General features: G+C 54.2%; 21 protein-coding genes. 9 read left to right on the forward strand and 12 right to left on the reverse strand.

Features of this window, described 5'->3' with window-relative positions:
* Positions 1-125: 125 nt before the first annotated feature.
* The 4 genes from AZH53_RS00665 to AZH53_RS00680 all read right to left on the reverse strand — a co-directional run bounded on the left by AZH53_RS00665 (position 126) and on the right by AZH53_RS00680 (position 3,343).
* Positions 126-1,184, reverse strand: coding sequence for an NAD(P)/FAD-dependent oxidoreductase (locus AZH53_RS00665; RefSeq protein WP_319641631.1), 1,059 nt, complete (start codon positions 1,182-1,184; stop codon positions 126-128).
* A 204-nt stretch (positions 1,185-1,388) separates the two neighbouring features.
* A complete protein-coding gene (locus AZH53_RS00670) occupies positions 1,389-1,745 on the reverse strand; it encodes a Rieske (2Fe-2S) protein (protein ID WP_319641632.1) in 357 nt (118 codons plus the stop codon).
* A 68-nt stretch (positions 1,746-1,813) separates the two neighbouring features.
* A complete protein-coding gene (gene ligD / locus AZH53_RS00675; RefSeq protein WP_319641633.1) occupies positions 1,814-2,818 on the reverse strand; it encodes a non-homologous end-joining DNA ligase in 1,005 nt (334 codons plus the stop codon).
* A 141-nt stretch (positions 2,819-2,959) separates the two neighbouring features.
* On the reverse strand, positions 2,960-3,343 hold the full coding sequence (locus tag AZH53_RS00680) for a hypothetical protein (RefSeq protein WP_319641634.1): 384 nt from the start codon (positions 3,341-3,343) through the stop codon (positions 2,960-2,962).
* A 123-nt stretch (positions 3,344-3,466) separates the two neighbouring features.
* Here AZH53_RS00680 and ligD (AZH53_RS00685) point away from each other — a divergent pair, with 123 nt between their 5' ends.
* The 3 genes from ligD (AZH53_RS00685) to AZH53_RS00695 all read left to right on the forward strand — a co-directional run bounded on the left by ligD (AZH53_RS00685) (position 3,467) and on the right by AZH53_RS00695 (position 5,722).
* On the forward strand, positions 3,467-4,345 hold the full coding sequence (gene ligD / locus AZH53_RS00685) for a non-homologous end-joining DNA ligase (RefSeq protein ID WP_319641635.1): 879 nt from the start codon (positions 3,467-3,469) through the stop codon (positions 4,343-4,345).
* A complete protein-coding gene (gene ku / locus AZH53_RS00690) occupies positions 4,338-5,147 on the forward strand; it encodes a non-homologous end joining protein Ku (RefSeq protein ID WP_319641636.1) in 810 nt (269 codons plus the stop codon). The genes ligD (AZH53_RS00685) and ku overlap by 8 nt, the downstream gene beginning before the upstream one ends.
* A 113-nt stretch (positions 5,148-5,260) precedes the next feature.
* Complete coding sequence (locus AZH53_RS00695; protein ID WP_319641637.1) at positions 5,261-5,722, forward strand: DNA polymerase ligase N-terminal domain-containing protein; 462 nt, start codon at positions 5,261-5,263, stop codon at positions 5,720-5,722.
* A 128-nt stretch (positions 5,723-5,850) separates the two neighbouring features.
* On the opposite strand, the gene AZH53_RS00700 is transcribed toward AZH53_RS00695, so the two are convergent.
* The 3 genes from AZH53_RS00700 to AZH53_RS00710 form a co-directional block, all read right to left on the reverse strand.
* The gene (locus AZH53_RS00700) at positions 5,851-6,345 is read right to left on the reverse strand and encodes a HEPN domain-containing protein (RefSeq protein ID WP_319641638.1); all 495 of its coding nucleotides are present in this window, start codon (positions 6,343-6,345) and stop codon (positions 5,851-5,853) included.
* Positions 6,342-6,926, reverse strand: a complete 585-nt coding sequence (locus AZH53_RS00705; protein ID WP_319641639.1) for a nucleotidyltransferase domain-containing protein — start codon at positions 6,924-6,926, stop codon at positions 6,342-6,344. Before AZH53_RS00705 ends, AZH53_RS00700 begins: the two co-directional genes overlap by 4 nt.
* A 434-nt stretch (positions 6,927-7,360) precedes the next feature.
* A complete protein-coding gene (locus AZH53_RS00710) occupies positions 7,361-7,714 on the reverse strand; it encodes a winged helix-turn-helix transcriptional regulator (protein WP_319641640.1) in 354 nt (117 codons plus the stop codon).
* A 117-nt stretch (positions 7,715-7,831) separates the two neighbouring features.
* Here AZH53_RS00710 and AZH53_RS00715 point away from each other — a divergent pair, with 117 nt between their 5' ends.
* From AZH53_RS00715 to AZH53_RS00725, 3 genes are all read left to right on the forward strand, one after another.
* Complete coding sequence (locus AZH53_RS00715; RefSeq protein ID WP_319641641.1) at positions 7,832-8,377, forward strand: flavodoxin; 546 nt, start codon at positions 7,832-7,834, stop codon at positions 8,375-8,377.
* A 2-nt stretch (positions 8,378-8,379) separates the two neighbouring features.
* Complete coding sequence (locus AZH53_RS00720; protein WP_319641642.1) at positions 8,380-9,354, forward strand: alpha/beta hydrolase; 975 nt, start codon at positions 8,380-8,382, stop codon at positions 9,352-9,354.
* A gap of 286 nt (positions 9,355-9,640) precedes the next feature.
* A complete protein-coding gene (locus tag AZH53_RS00725; protein WP_319641643.1) occupies positions 9,641-10,051 on the forward strand; it encodes a cupin domain-containing protein in 411 nt (136 codons plus the stop codon).
* Between the two features lie 100 nt (positions 10,052-10,151).
* On the opposite strand, the gene AZH53_RS00730 is transcribed toward AZH53_RS00725, so the two are convergent.
* Positions 10,152-10,283 (reverse strand): hypothetical protein, encoded by a 132-nt coding sequence (locus AZH53_RS00730; protein WP_319641644.1) that lies wholly within the window; start codon positions 10,281-10,283, stop codon positions 10,152-10,154.
* 117 nt (positions 10,284-10,400) lie between these two features.
* On the reverse strand, positions 10,401-10,727 hold the full coding sequence (locus tag AZH53_RS00735; RefSeq protein WP_319641645.1) for a TfoX/Sxy family protein: 327 nt from the start codon (positions 10,725-10,727) through the stop codon (positions 10,401-10,403).
* Positions 10,728-10,849: 122 nt separating this feature from the next.
* Between AZH53_RS00735 and AZH53_RS00740 the strand changes: the two genes are divergently transcribed.
* Together AZH53_RS00740 and AZH53_RS00745 are read left to right on the forward strand one after the other, a co-directional pair.
* A complete protein-coding gene (locus AZH53_RS00740; protein ID WP_319641646.1) occupies positions 10,850-11,032 on the forward strand; it encodes a hypothetical protein in 183 nt (60 codons plus the stop codon).
* A gap of 27 nt (positions 11,033-11,059) precedes the next feature.
* Positions 11,060-11,641, forward strand: a complete 582-nt coding sequence (locus AZH53_RS00745; protein WP_319641647.1) for a pentapeptide repeat-containing protein — start codon at positions 11,060-11,062, stop codon at positions 11,639-11,641.
* A gap of 91 nt (positions 11,642-11,732) precedes the next feature.
* Here AZH53_RS00745 and AZH53_RS00750 read toward each other — a convergent pair whose 3' ends face one another.
* Positions 11,733-12,332 (reverse strand): hypothetical protein, encoded by a 600-nt coding sequence (locus tag AZH53_RS00750; RefSeq protein ID WP_319641648.1) that lies wholly within the window; start codon positions 12,330-12,332, stop codon positions 11,733-11,735.
* Positions 12,333-12,604: 272 nt separating this feature from the next.
* On the opposite strand from AZH53_RS00750, the gene AZH53_RS00755 reads away from it, so the two are divergent.
* Positions 12,605-13,918, forward strand: a complete 1,314-nt coding sequence (locus AZH53_RS00755) for an ATP-binding protein (RefSeq protein WP_319641649.1) — start codon at positions 12,605-12,607, stop codon at positions 13,916-13,918.
* 75 nt (positions 13,919-13,993) lie between these two features.
* Here the strand turns inward: AZH53_RS00755 and AZH53_RS00760 are convergent, their stop codons facing one another.
* Positions 13,994-14,776: an HD domain-containing protein gene (locus AZH53_RS00760; RefSeq protein WP_406600363.1), complete on the reverse strand. Its 783-nt coding sequence runs from the start codon at positions 14,774-14,776 to the stop codon at positions 13,994-13,996.
* 213 nt (positions 14,777-14,989) lie between these two features.
* On the reverse strand, positions 14,990-15,316 hold the full coding sequence (locus AZH53_RS00765) for a hypothetical protein (protein ID WP_319641650.1): 327 nt from the start codon (positions 15,314-15,316) through the stop codon (positions 14,990-14,992).
* Between the last annotated feature and the right edge of the window lie 56 nt (positions 15,317-15,372).

Here is a 15,372-nt window from a genome sequence, read left to right on the forward strand (position 1 = left end):
CGGGGGAGGTCAGGAGGTGGATTTCAGCTGAATGATCCCTCTTCCCGAATCCTTCTCTGTACTCACGGGGGGCCCTCTTCATGATGAGCTCTTCGGTACGCTGTGGAAATCCGGGAAGGGGATCTCTATTCATCCGTATTTGCCACCCACACCGAAAGAGCGCCCATCTGCCTGAACGCTTCCATCATGGGGAGTTTGATCCCGGAACGACGAGCGCTCAGGAAAAACCTCCATCGATCCCGCAGCCTCGGCCCGCCCGTCCCTTCTGAGGAGAGAAGGTAATCGAGCGTTTCCCGCTCCCGTTTCATCCAGGCGAACCGGGAAAGCACCGCCCCGGCATACCTCTCGGGACCCGGCCAGGTGTCTGCCAGTATTTTTGCACATTCGAGGGAATGCACGATCCCTTCTCCGGTGAAGGGGGAAACCGTCCCGATCGATTCACCAACTCCGACGACCAACTGGGATGTACCGTCACTGCGCTCCCGTCTGAGGTACAATGGCCTCGAATGGTACGGGGAAGCGACCCGTATGGAACCCCGGCAACTGCATTTGACGGTGAACGAGAACTTTTCTGACGTCTCCCGGTAAAAGCGTTCCAATATACTCTCGTGCCGGATCGGGCCGACACCGCCGACGCCGATGTGATACTGACTGTGACCGACGGGAAAGATCCACAGGTACCCGAGGCCCGGTATCCGGTTCCCGTACACCCCCGCTCCGAGGTGCCTGTCCCCTTCGGACGTCACGGCGACCCGGTGCTGCAGCGTCGGCATCGTCAGTTCCGACCGGCAGGGAGGAAGGAGGGCCCGCCGGATGCCGGTTGCATCCACCACGATGTCGTAGTCCTCCAGCTCCTCCGGAGATGCATTCTGTCGCTTCAATGTACCGTTTTTTCTAAAATCCTGAAGCATCCGCGGTTTATTGATGGTGCAAAGCGGTGTCCCTGCCACGAGGGCATCGAAATGCATGGGGGACATGGATTCGATGATATAGTCCTGCAGGTCGAGGCCGACCGCATCGAGGTAGGTTTTGATACCCACCGGTACCCCCCATCCGCACGAGCGGCACCCGCAGGTGGTCGCATGGGCCATACCGTCATAGACATCCGGCACGATGCCCCTCTTTTCAAGGAGCCCCGCCAGATATCCTCCGGCGATTCCCGCACCAACAATCGCAACGTCCATGGAATCACCCAAGCGTCAGGAGAATCGTGATAATCGGCGCTGCAGGAATGCCTCCCTCACTCATAAGGATACACCCCATGGTCCGAAGCGTTTCGCCCTCTCCGGGGGAATTCGTCCCACCGGCGTCATGCCAATGAATCGCTGCCGTCATTTCCGGACCGTGGTGTACGATGCAATTCTCCCGCCATTCACACGAATGTCTCCTCATTCGCCGAGTTTCACAAGGATCTGTTCCCCTTCGACCTTCACCTCGTGCGTTTTCAGCGGCCGGGGAGATTTCACCAATGTTGCAACGGATAATTTGATGCCCGACCAGTCGGTCCACCGAATCGCCGTCCCATTTCCCAGATCAAACTGCGAGTGATGGAGCGGGCAGGTCACGACGGTGCCTTTGAGTGTACCGGAAGAGAGATCTCCACCCATATGGGGGCAGCGGTTATCAGCTGCATAATAGCGTTCCCCGACCTGAGCGATGAGAATCTCACGGTTCCCGACTGCAGCTTTTTTCATGGCACCGTCCCGGAGGTCAGCGGTGGTGCATACTTCGATAAATTCACTCACAGATTCTTCAATACTGAAAGGTGGTGATAAACCTTGTCCCTGTCCGGGAATCCCGGTCCCTTGCGCCGTCATTTCCGCCCCTCCCGCACCACCTCACCGGCCGGTTTGTCATCCCGCAGCCCGAGGAACCTGGGGTGGCGGAGCTTTCCGTCCGGCGTCCATTCGGTGAATGCGACCTCGCAGACGAGGTCCGGCGTGATGAAATGCTCCCCCGTCTCCTGCCGTGACTTTCCTGCAAAGGGCGAGGCCGTCTGCTCGCGGGCGGCGAGGCGCTCGTGGAGATCGGCAAGCATCCGCTCGTCGAAGCCGGTGCCCACCTTGCCGGCGTAGACGAGGCGCTCTTTCTCGTAGTAACCGATGAGCAGGGCGCCGAACCCGCTCCTGCTTCCCTGCGGGTCGGTGTAGCCGCCAATGACGAACTCCTGCCGGACGATGCACTTGAACTTGAGCCAGTCGGTGGACCGCCTGTGCAGGTAGCGGCCCGCCGCCCGCTTGGCGATGATCCCCTCCCACCCCTGTTCGCAGGCCTCGCGGTAGCAGTCCGCCCCGTCGCCGCTCCGGTGCTCCGTGGAGCGCAGGGGATCTTTGAAGGGGATGAGACGGCGGAGGAGCCGTTTGCGGGTGGAGAGGGGGAGGGCACAGAGGTCGTATCCGTCGAGGTACATCAGGTCGAAGAGATAGAGGAACACGGGGATGGTGCTTCGCCTGGCCCTGCGGCGGTCATGGATCTGCATCCGCTCCTGCAGGCGGGAGAAGCTGGTTACGTCATCCTCGAACGCGACGATCTCGCCGTCGGCGATGAAATGGGCATCGTGCATCCCGGCAAACGCGTCCTCGAGGTCCGGGTAGGTGTTGTTGACCCGTTTCCTGTGGCGGGAGAGCAGCCGGACGGTGGTTCCGTCGCTCACGACGATGCAACGTTCGCCGTCGAATTTGCGCTCGTAGAACCATCCGTCGCCGGGGACGGGCCGGTCGGTGAGGGTGGCGAGCATCGGCGTCATGAAGTCGGGTTGCCGGCGGGGGACGAGGGCCTCCCGCTCGTCCTTGTCGAGGTCGTCGAGCAGGGGATGCATGGTTTGTTACGTCCATGGGACACGGCAATGGGCAAAGGTGTTTCGGCCGTTGTCATCTCCCTTACATCGTAGTGTCCGATAACAAGCCATTCTCTGGCCCACCTCCACGCAGACGCACCGGCTGTGCCGTCCGATGAACACTCAATAATAGGTATATTTGGAGGGTACCGGCACTGGTGTTACATCCGAATAAGAAATCCTTATCACCAGAATCAGGAGATAGGCAACCGCCAAAAACAGAAGAATCCCAAGTGTGGTGAGAATCTTATGTTCAATCGGTCTTCCGGCTTTTCGTGCCCGGTAGATCTCCATCAACGAACACCCGAAGGGATACAGGATGATGGCCCAGACAGCCAGATAGACCTCATAGAAGAGAATGAACGGGATGAAATACAGGGAGTCATCGATACCCATATCGTACTTGATATACGGTGCCCAATAGATGAGATTCATCAAAAACAGCCAGATCGCAAGCGGGATGGCAACCTTCCACCGATCTGGTCTGAAAAAATCCCCCATGGTCATTTACACAGAGATCCGATTTTGATGCCATAAAGGTTCTGCGGTGCATCACATCATCGTGACGTGATCGGCTCCGCCAAGATTTTTCACCGATGACGTTACATCCTCACCCGGTTGGTGCATGCCATGAAAGCTGCTCAAAGGGTCGGGAGGGTGACGGTCAATCACCTCGACCGTATTCTCTACCCCTCGCAGGGGATATCCAAGGAGGCGGTGATCCTCTATTACATCCGGGCCGCCCCCCGTCTCCTCCCGTTCCTTGCCGGGCGGGCGCTCGTCATGCAGCGGTTCCCGGACGGCGTCGGCTCGCCGGGGTTCTACGCAAAGGACGCCCCGGCGGGCACTCCGTCGTGGGTGACCCTCTTTGCTCATTATTCCACCTCGGCGGGACGGGAGATCCGCTCCGTCGTCTGTGACAGCCCGGACACCCTCGTCTGGCTCGCAAACCTCGCGGCGCTGGAACTGCATATGCCCCTTGCCCGCACCGAAGACCCGGCGTCACCCGACATGCTCTTCTTCGACCTCGACCCGGAACCCCCGGCGGGGTTTGCGGAGGCGGTGACGGTGGCCCTTACCGTTCGTGAAGTGCTCCGGGACCTCGGCCTGTCCCCGTTTGTGAAGACCTCCGGGAGAAAGGGCCTGCACGTCGCCCTTCCGCTGGAACGCCGGTACTCGTTCGAGCGGACGCGCACCTTCGTCCACGGCGTGGGGATCCTCCTCGCCCACCGGATGGCAGGGGTGGTATCCGAGCTCTCCGGCACCCATACGCCGGGGACCGTCTTCGTGGATTATCTCCAGAACGCCGCCGGGAAGACGATGGTTGCGCCGTGGAGCCTGCGGGCCACGCCTCAGGCGACGGTCTCGATGCCGGTCTCGTGGGATGCCCTCGAGAGGGGGGTGTCGCCCGAAGATTTTACTATACATGAGGACATCTCCAGAACGAACGATCCCTGGGAGGGGTTCTTCGACCAGGCAGAACGACTGCCGGAGGTGCAACATGAGTGAGGAAGAGCAGGAGACGGGGCCGGTCCCGCACAAGGCGTTCTGGACGGGGAGCATCAGCATCGGCCTCGTGAACGTGCCGGTCCGCCTCATGGTGATGGTCCATGAGCACAAGGTCGCCTTCAGGCAGCTGCATAGAAAGGACGGCCAGCCCATCCATTACAAGCGGGTCTGCGGCGCCGAGGAGACGGAGGTGGCGTGGGAGGAGATCGTCAAGGGGTACGAGGTGAGGAAAGGCGAATACCTGATGATCGAGAAAGGCGAGCTCGATGCCATCCGGCCGGAGTCCGACCGGCGCATCCGCATCGACCGCTTCATCAACCTCGCCGGGGTGGACCCCGTCTCCTTCGACCGCACCTATCTGCTCATTCCGGACGAACACCCCGACGCCTATGCCCTCCTCAGGGAGGCGCTCCGCCGCAAGGGGCGGGCGGGTATCGGCCGGATCACCCTGCGGATGCGGGAGTACCCGGCGCTCGTGCAGGAGTACCGGGACGCCCTGATCCTCCGCACCCTCCATTATCCCGACGAGATCACGGACACCGCCCTCGTCGAAGAGCTCGCGTACATCCCCGCACCGGGGAAGAAGGAACTCGCTCTCGCGGAGCGTATCATCGACGACCTGACCGGCGAGCTTGATCTTACGGAGTACCATGACACCTACCATGAGCGGATCATGGATCTCATCGAGAAGAAGATGAAGGGGGGGACGGTCCATGTCGAGGAGCCGGAGGCGGCGGAGGCGATGGAGCTTGTCTCCGCCCTCGAGGAGACCCTTGCCCGGATCGGTGAAGCGAAGGGATGAGCAGGGCTGGAGAGGAAGTGCAGGAGGAGAAGAGAGGATATGCGATCCGGCGCGGGAAGGATTTGTCTGCCGGTGGGGTATGAGGGTGGGCCTTCTGCCGAACGGAGGCTGCCATGAGCCTGAAAGAATACCATAAGAAGCGGGATTTCGATGCGACCGGCGAGCCAGAAGGAGAGGCGGCACCGGACGGAGGGGAGGGGAGCCTCTTCGTGGTGCAGGAGCATGCGGCCCGGCGTCACCATTTCGACTTCCGGCTGGAACACGACGGCGTTTTGGTCTCCTTCGCTGTCCCGAAGAACGTCCCTCTGGAGCCCGGCGAAAAGCGGCTTGCCGTCCGGACCGATGATCATCCCCTCGCCTATGCGGAGTTCGAGGGGACCATCCCGGAAGGGGAGTACGGGGCGGGGGAGGTGGTCCTCTGGGACCGCGGTTCCTACGAGCTTGTCGAGTGGAATGACGAAGAGAAGATCGAGGTGGTGCTGCACGGGAATCGCCTCGAGGGGAAATATGCGTTGGTCCGGTTCAGGAAGGCGGGGAAGAACGACTGGCTTTTACTGAAGGCGAAGGAGGGGTGAGGGCGTACCCTTGTGGGTCTCCAGTGGTCAGGTTTTTAGAGTGAACATTCTCCGGGGAAATGCCTGTATATGGCCCTGGGCCACACCACTTCCATACTATTGTGGGGGCATGCCCTCTGTTCCCTCGTTCAGAGACTGTCTCTGCTCTCATCAATTAATTTGGTCAACCGGCTCCGTAATGTCTTCACCTGTTTTTCATCAAGCCTGGCGACAGTTGACCTGCATGTTACCAGAAACCGGGGCACCCGCTGTGAAAGGGTGACGGAAAAGGTCTCGGAAACAGTTCTGGTGACATAATACTGTGTTTCCACCCGTGCCTGGCGTGCTTTTTCGATCATCTCACACTCGTCGGGGATAAAATATTCGGTAAGAAGTTGTTGCATAATTTCAATGGTGCAGGTGTGGTTTTCCGACTTGATTCCAATCTTCATGAGAACGGAATACAGGGAAAAATACATGGAATAATATCCGGTCGAGATCTTCCAGTCGAATGATGAAACGGAATGCATGGCCTCCATCGCCTCTTCGGCCTTTTTCAGGTATGCAGATGAAAGATTGTCATTCGGTTCGACGAGCATGATACCGTTTTTAATTCCGGCGCACCACGTTAATCGGTCTTTCATGCCATGACCTCCCTGACAAACGATTCCGCGTTCTTCCAGACAATATGGTTCTTTTTCACTTCAGTAAGAAGAGGATCGAACTCTCCCCGTGAAGTGAATGCATCTTCCGGGTACACGATGGTATTAATCTCGACACCGTACATTTTCTCAATTTTTTTGACGGCCTGCTCATCCGTGGCCCCGGCGATGAAGATATCGATATCAGAATCCTCTGTAGCAGTTCCTTTCGCATAACTCCCAAAAAGAACGACAATCCCTTCTGAGACAGAGGAGATTTTGGTTAAAATCTCTGCAACAAAGAGATGATTTTGCATGAAGCGGATTTTTTTATAGATCTCGGCGAGGACGAAATACTGGGTGGAAATTTCACCCGGTTTAATCCGGAACAGCCGGATTTTCCCGCGTTGAGACGATTCAAGCACTTGTTTTTCCTCAAATCGTACGAGGAGGGTCTGCGCAGTCCCGTGACTGAGGGGGAGATAGGTACAGATCTCCCGGATGTAGTATTCGCGGTCATACCCGTTGGTGAAGAGGGTAAGGACCAAGAGCCCGTTTTCATTTATGTCTAATTTATTAGACATATGTCTTATTTACTATACGATGTGGCTTAATGGTTTGTATCGTTCGGACGGCATCGGGTGGCAGACCCTGCGGACGGGTTCCGGAGTACCTTCATATAAGAAACGCTTAAATATGTCCCCTTTTGGCCAAAAAGGGCCATAAAGACGATCGACACAGACGCGAAATGCGGGCGGATCGTGAGGTCTCCCTACCATCTGCACCCTGGAAAAACGGCTGCCGGTAATGAGCGAATATAGTCCTTGGAAATGGTCCCGTTTGGCATGGGGAGCGAGGAGAGCGACTCTTTTTTGAAGGCCTGAAAATTGCCGAAAATAAGGGTAAATCGGGGATATTTTAGGGGGGTATGGGGGGCTGTGGATCTCGCTTTGAGTCGGTTTCGGACTGAAAATGATGCCGACTGGAATTGAGAATTGGGCTGATAAACAGGGAAGAGTTATTCTTCACATTTGAACTCGATATCGTCATCCATGTGCTCATATCCCCATTCACAGAGCAGGTCGAGGATTGGCATCAGGCTGAGTCCTTTTTCCGTGAGCGAATACTCCACCTTCGGCGGGACCTGAGGGTACACCTTTCTGGTGATGAGACCATCCTTCTCAAGTTCGCGAAGCTGTTTGGTAAGCATTCTCTGGGTGATCTTCGGCTGCACACCGCCCATTAGCTGACTAAACCGGAGTGTCCCGTCTCGTAACTCATAGAGGATCAATGGTTTCCATTTGCCTCCAATCACATCGATTGCGGCATCGATTCCCCAGCTGTATTTGTATTTTTTCGGCGTATCGTCCATTAGTATACATCCTGTAAGTATGCAACAAACATGTTAGTATATACTATATAATTTGTTTGTTCCAAATATATACTTAACGAATTCGGGTGTCGAAAGACCCCCTGGAGAATGAGATTAATGACAGACAGATCGACACTTGTGGCATACTTCTCGCATTCCGGCAACACGCGTGTACTTGCACACCAGATACACGATATTGCCGACGGGGATGTCTTTGAGATTGATCCGGTCGATCAGTACCCCCGTGAGTATAATGCAGTCGTTGGGCAGGCACGCTTGGAGCTTGACCGGGAGTTCCTGCCTGAACTGAAGACGAAAGTTGCAGACATGGACTCCTACGATGTAATGTTCATCGGGTATCCCAACTGGTGGGGTACGATTCCCCGCCCGGTTGCATCGTTTTTGTCTGCGTATGATCTTTCGGGCAAAACCATTGTTCCGTTCTGTACGCACGAGGGAAGCGGTCTCGGGCGAAGTGAAGCGGATATACAGGGCCTTTGCCCGCGGTCCACCGTTCCGGAGGGCCTCGCCATCCGGGGCAGCAGGGTACATGATGCCGATGAACTGGTACGCCTCTGGCTCCGGGAGAGGGGATGGCACAGCAACCCGGTACCCCCCGGCACCCATGGTAGTGAAAATCATTCGAATGTAGTGGAGATATGAAAATGTCAGGAATTGAACATACAAGAGAAGCGGGTAAAAAAACCTTTGAGCTCAGTGAAAAGGTAACGGTTGAACAAGTATCCTATACGAACAGGTACGGAATTACCGTTGCGGCGGACATGTACCTGTCAAAGGATATCGACACGTCGAAGCAATATCCGGCACTTGTCATCGGAACACCATACGGTGGGGTAAAAGAGCAGGGCGCCGGTATTTACGCACAGAACATGGCAGAACGGGGATTCGTTGCCATTGCGTTCGACGAATCGTATAACGGAGAAAGCGGTGGAGAACCACGGCACGTCTCCTCTCCGGATATATTCGTCGAAGACTTCAGCGCAGGAGTGGACTTTCTGGGTACGCGCCCGTTCGTAGACAGAGAAAAGATCGGAGCGATCGGTATCTGCGGAAGCGGAGCATTTTCCATCACTGCAGCTCAGGTCGACCCGCGTATCAAGGCCGTTGCCACTGCAAGCATGTATGATATGAGCAGGATGATACGAAAGGGATGGGAAGACTCGATGACTGATGAAGAGCGTGCCCAAACGTTGGTTCAGCTTGGCGAGCAGAGATGGAACGACGTTGAAAATGGCAGTCCGGCGCTGCCCGATGGATTCCCGAGTGAACCCGCGGGTTCCATTCCGGAAGGACTGGACCCCATCACCAGTGAATTCTTTGAATACTATGGCATGAAACGCGGCCATCATCCGAATGCAGGAGCGGTATTCACCATGACGAGCAGCATGGCATTCATGAATTTCCCGCTGATGAACTACATCGAAACCATTTCGCCACGGCAGGTCCTGTTCATCATCGGTGAGAATGCCCACTCGAGGTATTTCAGTGAAGATGCGTATGAAATGGCTGCAGAACCCAAGGAACTCTTCATTGTTCCGGGAGCACGACATATCGACCTGTACGACCGGACCGACATGATCCCGTTTGACAAACTGGCATCATTCTTCGCAACGATGTAGGGTGAATACTGGAATATCGGAGTTCCAACGAACCGAAATGTGAACACTTGCCCGTGGATGAAAGGCGGAAGACGTACTTTTTTTGTTTCCCTGTGAGTGATCGGTCGATCACAACGCGGCGAAACAAATCAAACACCGGGAATCCCCCATCATCCATGGATAAAAGATACCCTGGTATGGTGGGCGGATTATCCCGTTCCCATTGAAAGAATCGGGTAAATCCGGGGAACCGGTTTGAAAGGAAGAAAAAGTTGAACGTTTGATGATCGAAGGTAAGGCGATACCAATGACAATTCCACAACAATTCGAAGAGCGTATCATATTCCCTGTTGGAGAGAAGATTGAGAATGAATATTTCAGGGGACCGGCATGGCTCGGCGTCCTCGTGGCCCCCGACAGCGCATGGAACTGCCCGATATTCAACGTAACATTTGAACCCGGTGTACGAAACAACTGGCACAGGCACCCCGGTGGCCAGATCCTGCTTGTCACAGCAGGCACTGGCTATTACCAGGAAGAAGGGAAGACGGCACGGCTGCTCAACAAAGGCGATGTCGTGCAGATCCCGCCGGATGTCAGGCACTGGCACGGTGCAGCGGCTGACAGCTGGTTTTCTCATATTGCCATAAGCACGAACGTGCAACAAGGGGATGTCGAATGGATGGAACCCGTGACAGATGAGGAATATCCGGAATAATGGTAATCCGGTGATGCTTCAACTATCACCCATCATTGGAAGTGTGAGTAAACTCCCCGTGTGATCAAAAATAAAAAAATAGCTGGAAATTCCCGTCAGCTCACTTGATCTTTTTGTTGAGCTTCTTGAGCTTCTTCTTGGCGGCGTCACTACCTCCGGCCGCCTGCTTCTCAAGCTCTTCTGCCTTGGCCTTCTTCGCTTTGTTCTGCTTCTCCATTTGTTTTTTACTCATTGCCATGCAGTTACCTCGCCAGGCCTAGGTCTGGTTGTATTTATATTATTTTATTCATTTAAGGCAGTGTCGTTGTCGGCCTTGGCAAGTGCCTCTGTCACTTTGGTACCGGGACAGTCAGGTCCGTTTCTTTTGAACGGAGAGCGACTCATGCGCCCATTCGATCAATTCCTCCGGGTTTTCCAGGATGTCCGGGGGTATCTCGTAGTAGGACGACATTGGCGGTTTGTTTGGGTACGGTTTGAATGGTGCGGACCCTGCCGCCACATATTTGTCCCGTGTTGTGTCATCAACCTTCAGATAGAGAACATCATCAGCTACAAGGCCAAACATCAAACCGTCACGATAGAGCCCGGCACCGCCGAACATTTTTCGTACGGTGACGCCGCCCCACGCTGACACCTGATCAAGAATATAATCAAGAAATTCGTCCGATACCGCCATATGATAGTTCCCTGAGTTTCCAAAGAACAAGAGGATGCCGCCTAATGATCAGTCTGTATCGGCTTTTTTGACGGCGTCACCCAATAGAAACCCTCATCCCCATGGCACACCACTCTTCTGGCATGAAAAACATCGAAATGAAGCTTGAGGGCACCATCCTCACGATGAAGATTGATATATCGAAGGATTTCGGCCCGTCGAAGTCCGGCAAGTCCATCACCATCGCCTCGACGGAGGGCAACATCGCCGTACCCGGTGCCGAGGAGGTCAAGGTCGGGCTGAACGTGTATAAGAGTAAGAAGTGACCACGGTTTCAACATAGGGGCACTGCCATGAAACCGATGGACGAATCATCCTACGTTGACCGGACATTCGAATCACTGGACTATGCGGATGCGGAATTTCGCGGCATGGAATTTGAGTCATGCACCTTCCGGGACTGTACGTTTTCGGGCAGTGATCTGTCGGGCACTGTCTTCACCGACTGCCGGTTCATCGACTGCAACCTGAGCACGGCCGTCCTGACTGGCACCGGCTTGAAGAATGTTGCATTCATCGGCTGCAAGATGACGGGCATCGACTTCGGCGTCTGCAATGATTTTCTGTTTTCCGTGACCTTCACCCGGTGCCGGCTGGAGTATGCGGTATTTTTCAAAAACGATCCCAGGAAGAGCAGGTTTGAAGAATGCAGCATACAGGACGCGAGTGTTAGCGAGTCGGATATGAGCGGAGCAGTGTTCTCCGGCTGTGATCTGTCCCGTGCCGTTTTTGTCCGGAACAACCTCACCGGTGCTGATTTTGCCACCTCGGAAAATTACTCGATCGACCCCGAAGGAAACTCCGTCGGCGGGGCCGTCTTCACCTATCCCGGTGTGCTGGGACTTCTGGACAAATACCGTATCATTTTGAAATGACTGGGGCCGTTGTTTCTCCTGTGCGAGGGAAAAAAGGTTGGGATTCAGTGATCCCCGGGATATCGAAGCTGTTGTCAGGGGGGGTGGTCCCTCATTCCCATTGTCCCGTGGTATTCCACCATAGTGCCATCCCGGTCCTGTTCGGATTGAAATAATACAGGGAACAGAGCGCGGGCGGATATTTCCCGGCCCGGTATCCTTCCAGCAGGAATAGCGCTTCATTTCCTACCGTGGAGGTCTGGTTCTCCGGGCAGTACGAACTTATCGGCGATACGACGGGAGCGGCGGGCTCTTCGGAATCGATCTCATGCATCAGGAGCTCTGCATCCTCATGCGTTATCCAGCCCTCCGGTACATCAAGCACCATGACCGGTTCATTGGGGTGCATGCGCAGGTCATTGAGAAATTCAACCGGAGTATGGGTCTCAAAATAGCACGAATCCCCCATGGAGAGGTGTGTGTCGGTTCTCCCGGTCAGGTGCTCGAATGAGCATGCAGCCGCAGAGATATTCGCAGGCGTATCCACAGGCGTATTCGCAGAGGCATCCGTAGAGGTATCTGTTGGAGTGACCGAAGGGAGCGCCGTCCCGTTGTCGGTACCGGCGTCGGGGGAAGACGGACCGGTGCACCCGGCACTCAGGAGCAATGCAGCTAGTATGATACCAACCGGGAGGAACTGAATTATTTTCATGTAATGTGATGATTGTGAAGTTTCGGATATAACTGTTGATGCTAAGATAATCCTGTAATGTACTTGGGAAAAGAAACAGAGGGGGTACGTTGTCGTCTCCGCTGCCTGCTGGAATTTCTGCTGCATGCGGAGATGACATCTCATGATCGCACGTCCTTCCGATATTAAGTTAGGAAAATGTGTACATTTCCCACAAAATAAGTTGTAAAAATGTGTACTGGGCACACATAATATATACTTAAATGAGCAAATGTCATTTTATGAAACGGTTCATGTACGATACTTTACTCAAATGGAAAGAGAGTGGAGATCGTAAACCGGTGATTATTGAAGGAATTCGCCAATGCGGGAAAACCTGGATATTAAAGCATTTTGGCGAGTCAGAATTCAAGGATATCGCTTATTTCAACTTCGAATATGATGACCGATTGCAAAAGATATTTGAAGGCGACCTGAATGTATCAAGAATTATCAAAGACCTTGGCATTCTGAGGAATACATCCATCCGGCCCGGAACAACCTTCCTCGTATTAGATGAAATTCAGATCTGCCCTCGTGCGATAACCTCTCTCAAATATTTCTGCGAAAACCTGCCCGAACTCCACGTTGCTGCCGCCGGTTCCCTGTTGGGAGTGGCTATTGCACAGATGGGAAAGAATGTCTCATTTCCGGTCGGCAAGGTGCAGATGCTAAAGATGCATCCCCTAAATTTTCCGGAATTTCTCCTGGCAAAGGATGAAGAACTCCTGTACGAGTACCTGAATAATCTATCCCCGGATGAAGAGATATCCGCTGCATTTACCGCCAAACTGGAAGAAGCATATCGTGAATACCTGATTACGGGAGGGATGCCGGAGGTTGTCAGCTCATGGATACAAAATCGCGACATCGGGCTTGTAGAAACAATACAAAGCGAGATTCTTGGCAATTATGAAAAGGATTTCGTGAAATATGCGTCTGTTTCCGAATTTCCAAAACTTACCCTTATTTGGAATGCAATCCCTGCACAGCTTGCAAAGGACAATCAGAAATTCATATTCTCCCATGTAAAGAAGGGAATGCGTGCCCGCGATTTGGAAGATTCCCTCCAATGGCTTATCTCGGCAGGGCTCATCTACAAGGTCGAAAAGATCGAGCGGCCCTATATTCCGGTGACGACCTATGCGGACATTACCTACTTCAAGATCTATTTCTCGGATGTAGGACTGTTACGCAGGATGAGCAAATTTCCGGCAGATGTCGTTTTTGACACCTCTTCACTGACCGCCGACATGCGGGGGATTCTAACGGAAAATTTCGTGTTGACAGAACTGATTGCAAACGATTTCCAAAGACCCTTTTTCTGGAAATCCGGCGGGACTGCCGAGGTTGATTATATCATACAGGAAGGTGTTGATGTCGTTCCGATCGAAGTCAAATCAGCAAGAAGGACTCGTTCAAGAAGCCTTACGGAGTACAGAAAAAAATACCGCCCGCGTATTGCTGTCAGGTCCAGTCTCAATACTATTGCAAGACATTCGGATGGATACGGCGAGGTTCTGGAGATTCCGCTCTACCTTATCTGGAGACTGAAGGCCTATCTCTGAGGATTTTTCAAGAGATGTTTATTTATTGGATATCCTGGTCTGAAAAAGGGAAAGGAACGACGAAGACATCACCTTTTACAAATTCTTCCAGGCCTCATCTTCTTCTTTTGAATCCCAGTCTTTTTTAAGAGTCTTCTCCGCTGAATATGCACATGAAAGCGTTTCGTTTACAGAACTGAGAGGCCCATCGTTCAATTCTGTCCTAAGTGCGTCGGCAAACCGTTGCAGCAGGGCATGCCGTTCTTCGGCGATCTCTTTTGCGGTGTCTGTGTACATCAGTTCTCTGAGTTTGAGCAGTTTTTCATGGATATGCGACGTGGCATCTTCAATACCGTCACCGTGTTCTCCGGCCTGCATAAAGGTCCGTGCAATCCCGACCGCCCCCATGGCATCGAGTTTGTCGGCGTCGGAGAGGACCTTTGCCTCCGTGGTTTGCGGTGTGGTGCCGGTGCTGTACCGGTGGGCGCGTATTGCATGGACGATTGCCCGGATGCGGCGTTCATCGCAGCCATGTGACCTGAGATATTCTGCTGCAATCCGTGCGCCTTCCTGTTCGTGTGGAATGCCGGTTTCCTTTTCCAGCGGACGGGCAACATCGTGAAAGAGAGCGGCAGGAATGAGGATCTGCATATCTGCCCCTTCTGCTTTTCCAATCTCTGCGCAGAGGCGGGTGACACGGAGCGTGTGATCAAGACCATGTGATCCTGACTGTCTGAAGAAGGTTTCAACAAAGGCCAGCATCCTCTCAATCCCGGTGTTGTCCATGGTAAGAGAATTGCCGGGCAGAAATAAGGCGGTTGTCATATGCAGGTCCACGGTTTCTGCTATCTGAGAATGGTTGTGCCGGAATTCAGACATCAGTGATGTTGGTTCCCCTGACCAGCAGGAATGCCATGATAAAATAATTCAACCGCTATTGCCCCCATGCAGGTTGCCGTGGCATGAAATCCGGGCATGCCAGCAGCTATTGAATCAGGATTGGGATAGGTGTTCATGACGATCGACACAACCGTCACCAGTACCCCGTCCTACGGCGCCTGCGGCCTGCCCCGGACTTCTCTTCTTATGGCCCTACAGCGTCTGCTGCAGCGTCATACTCATGTCCAGCGGGCCGTCCGCGAACTCTTCGAGATCGGCACTCTCCAGAAACGCGGTCGTCGTGGCAGCCATTCTCTCCTGCGCCCTGACCACCGCCGAGAGCGGACCCCCGATGAGGTCCGCCATCGGAAGGCCGTTTAACTTGTCACTCTGTACGGTGGGTGGTGATGATGGTGATGATGATGCATCGGGGGCTGGTGCTGCTCCGGTTCCGGCTACGGCTCCGGCACACGGACATACGGCGCTCCCGATCACGGCACACAGAAATGCAACCGCCACCACACTGTTCCATATGTTCATCTTTTGACACTCCCTGGGTCGATAGGAGGGGTGGGGTGCTGTGGTATATATTACCT

Origin of the sequence: Methanovulcanius yangii (assembly GCF_018687785.1) — an archaeon.
GTDB lineage: Archaea > Halobacteriota > Methanomicrobia > Methanomicrobiales > Methanomicrobiaceae > Methanovulcanius > Methanovulcanius yangii.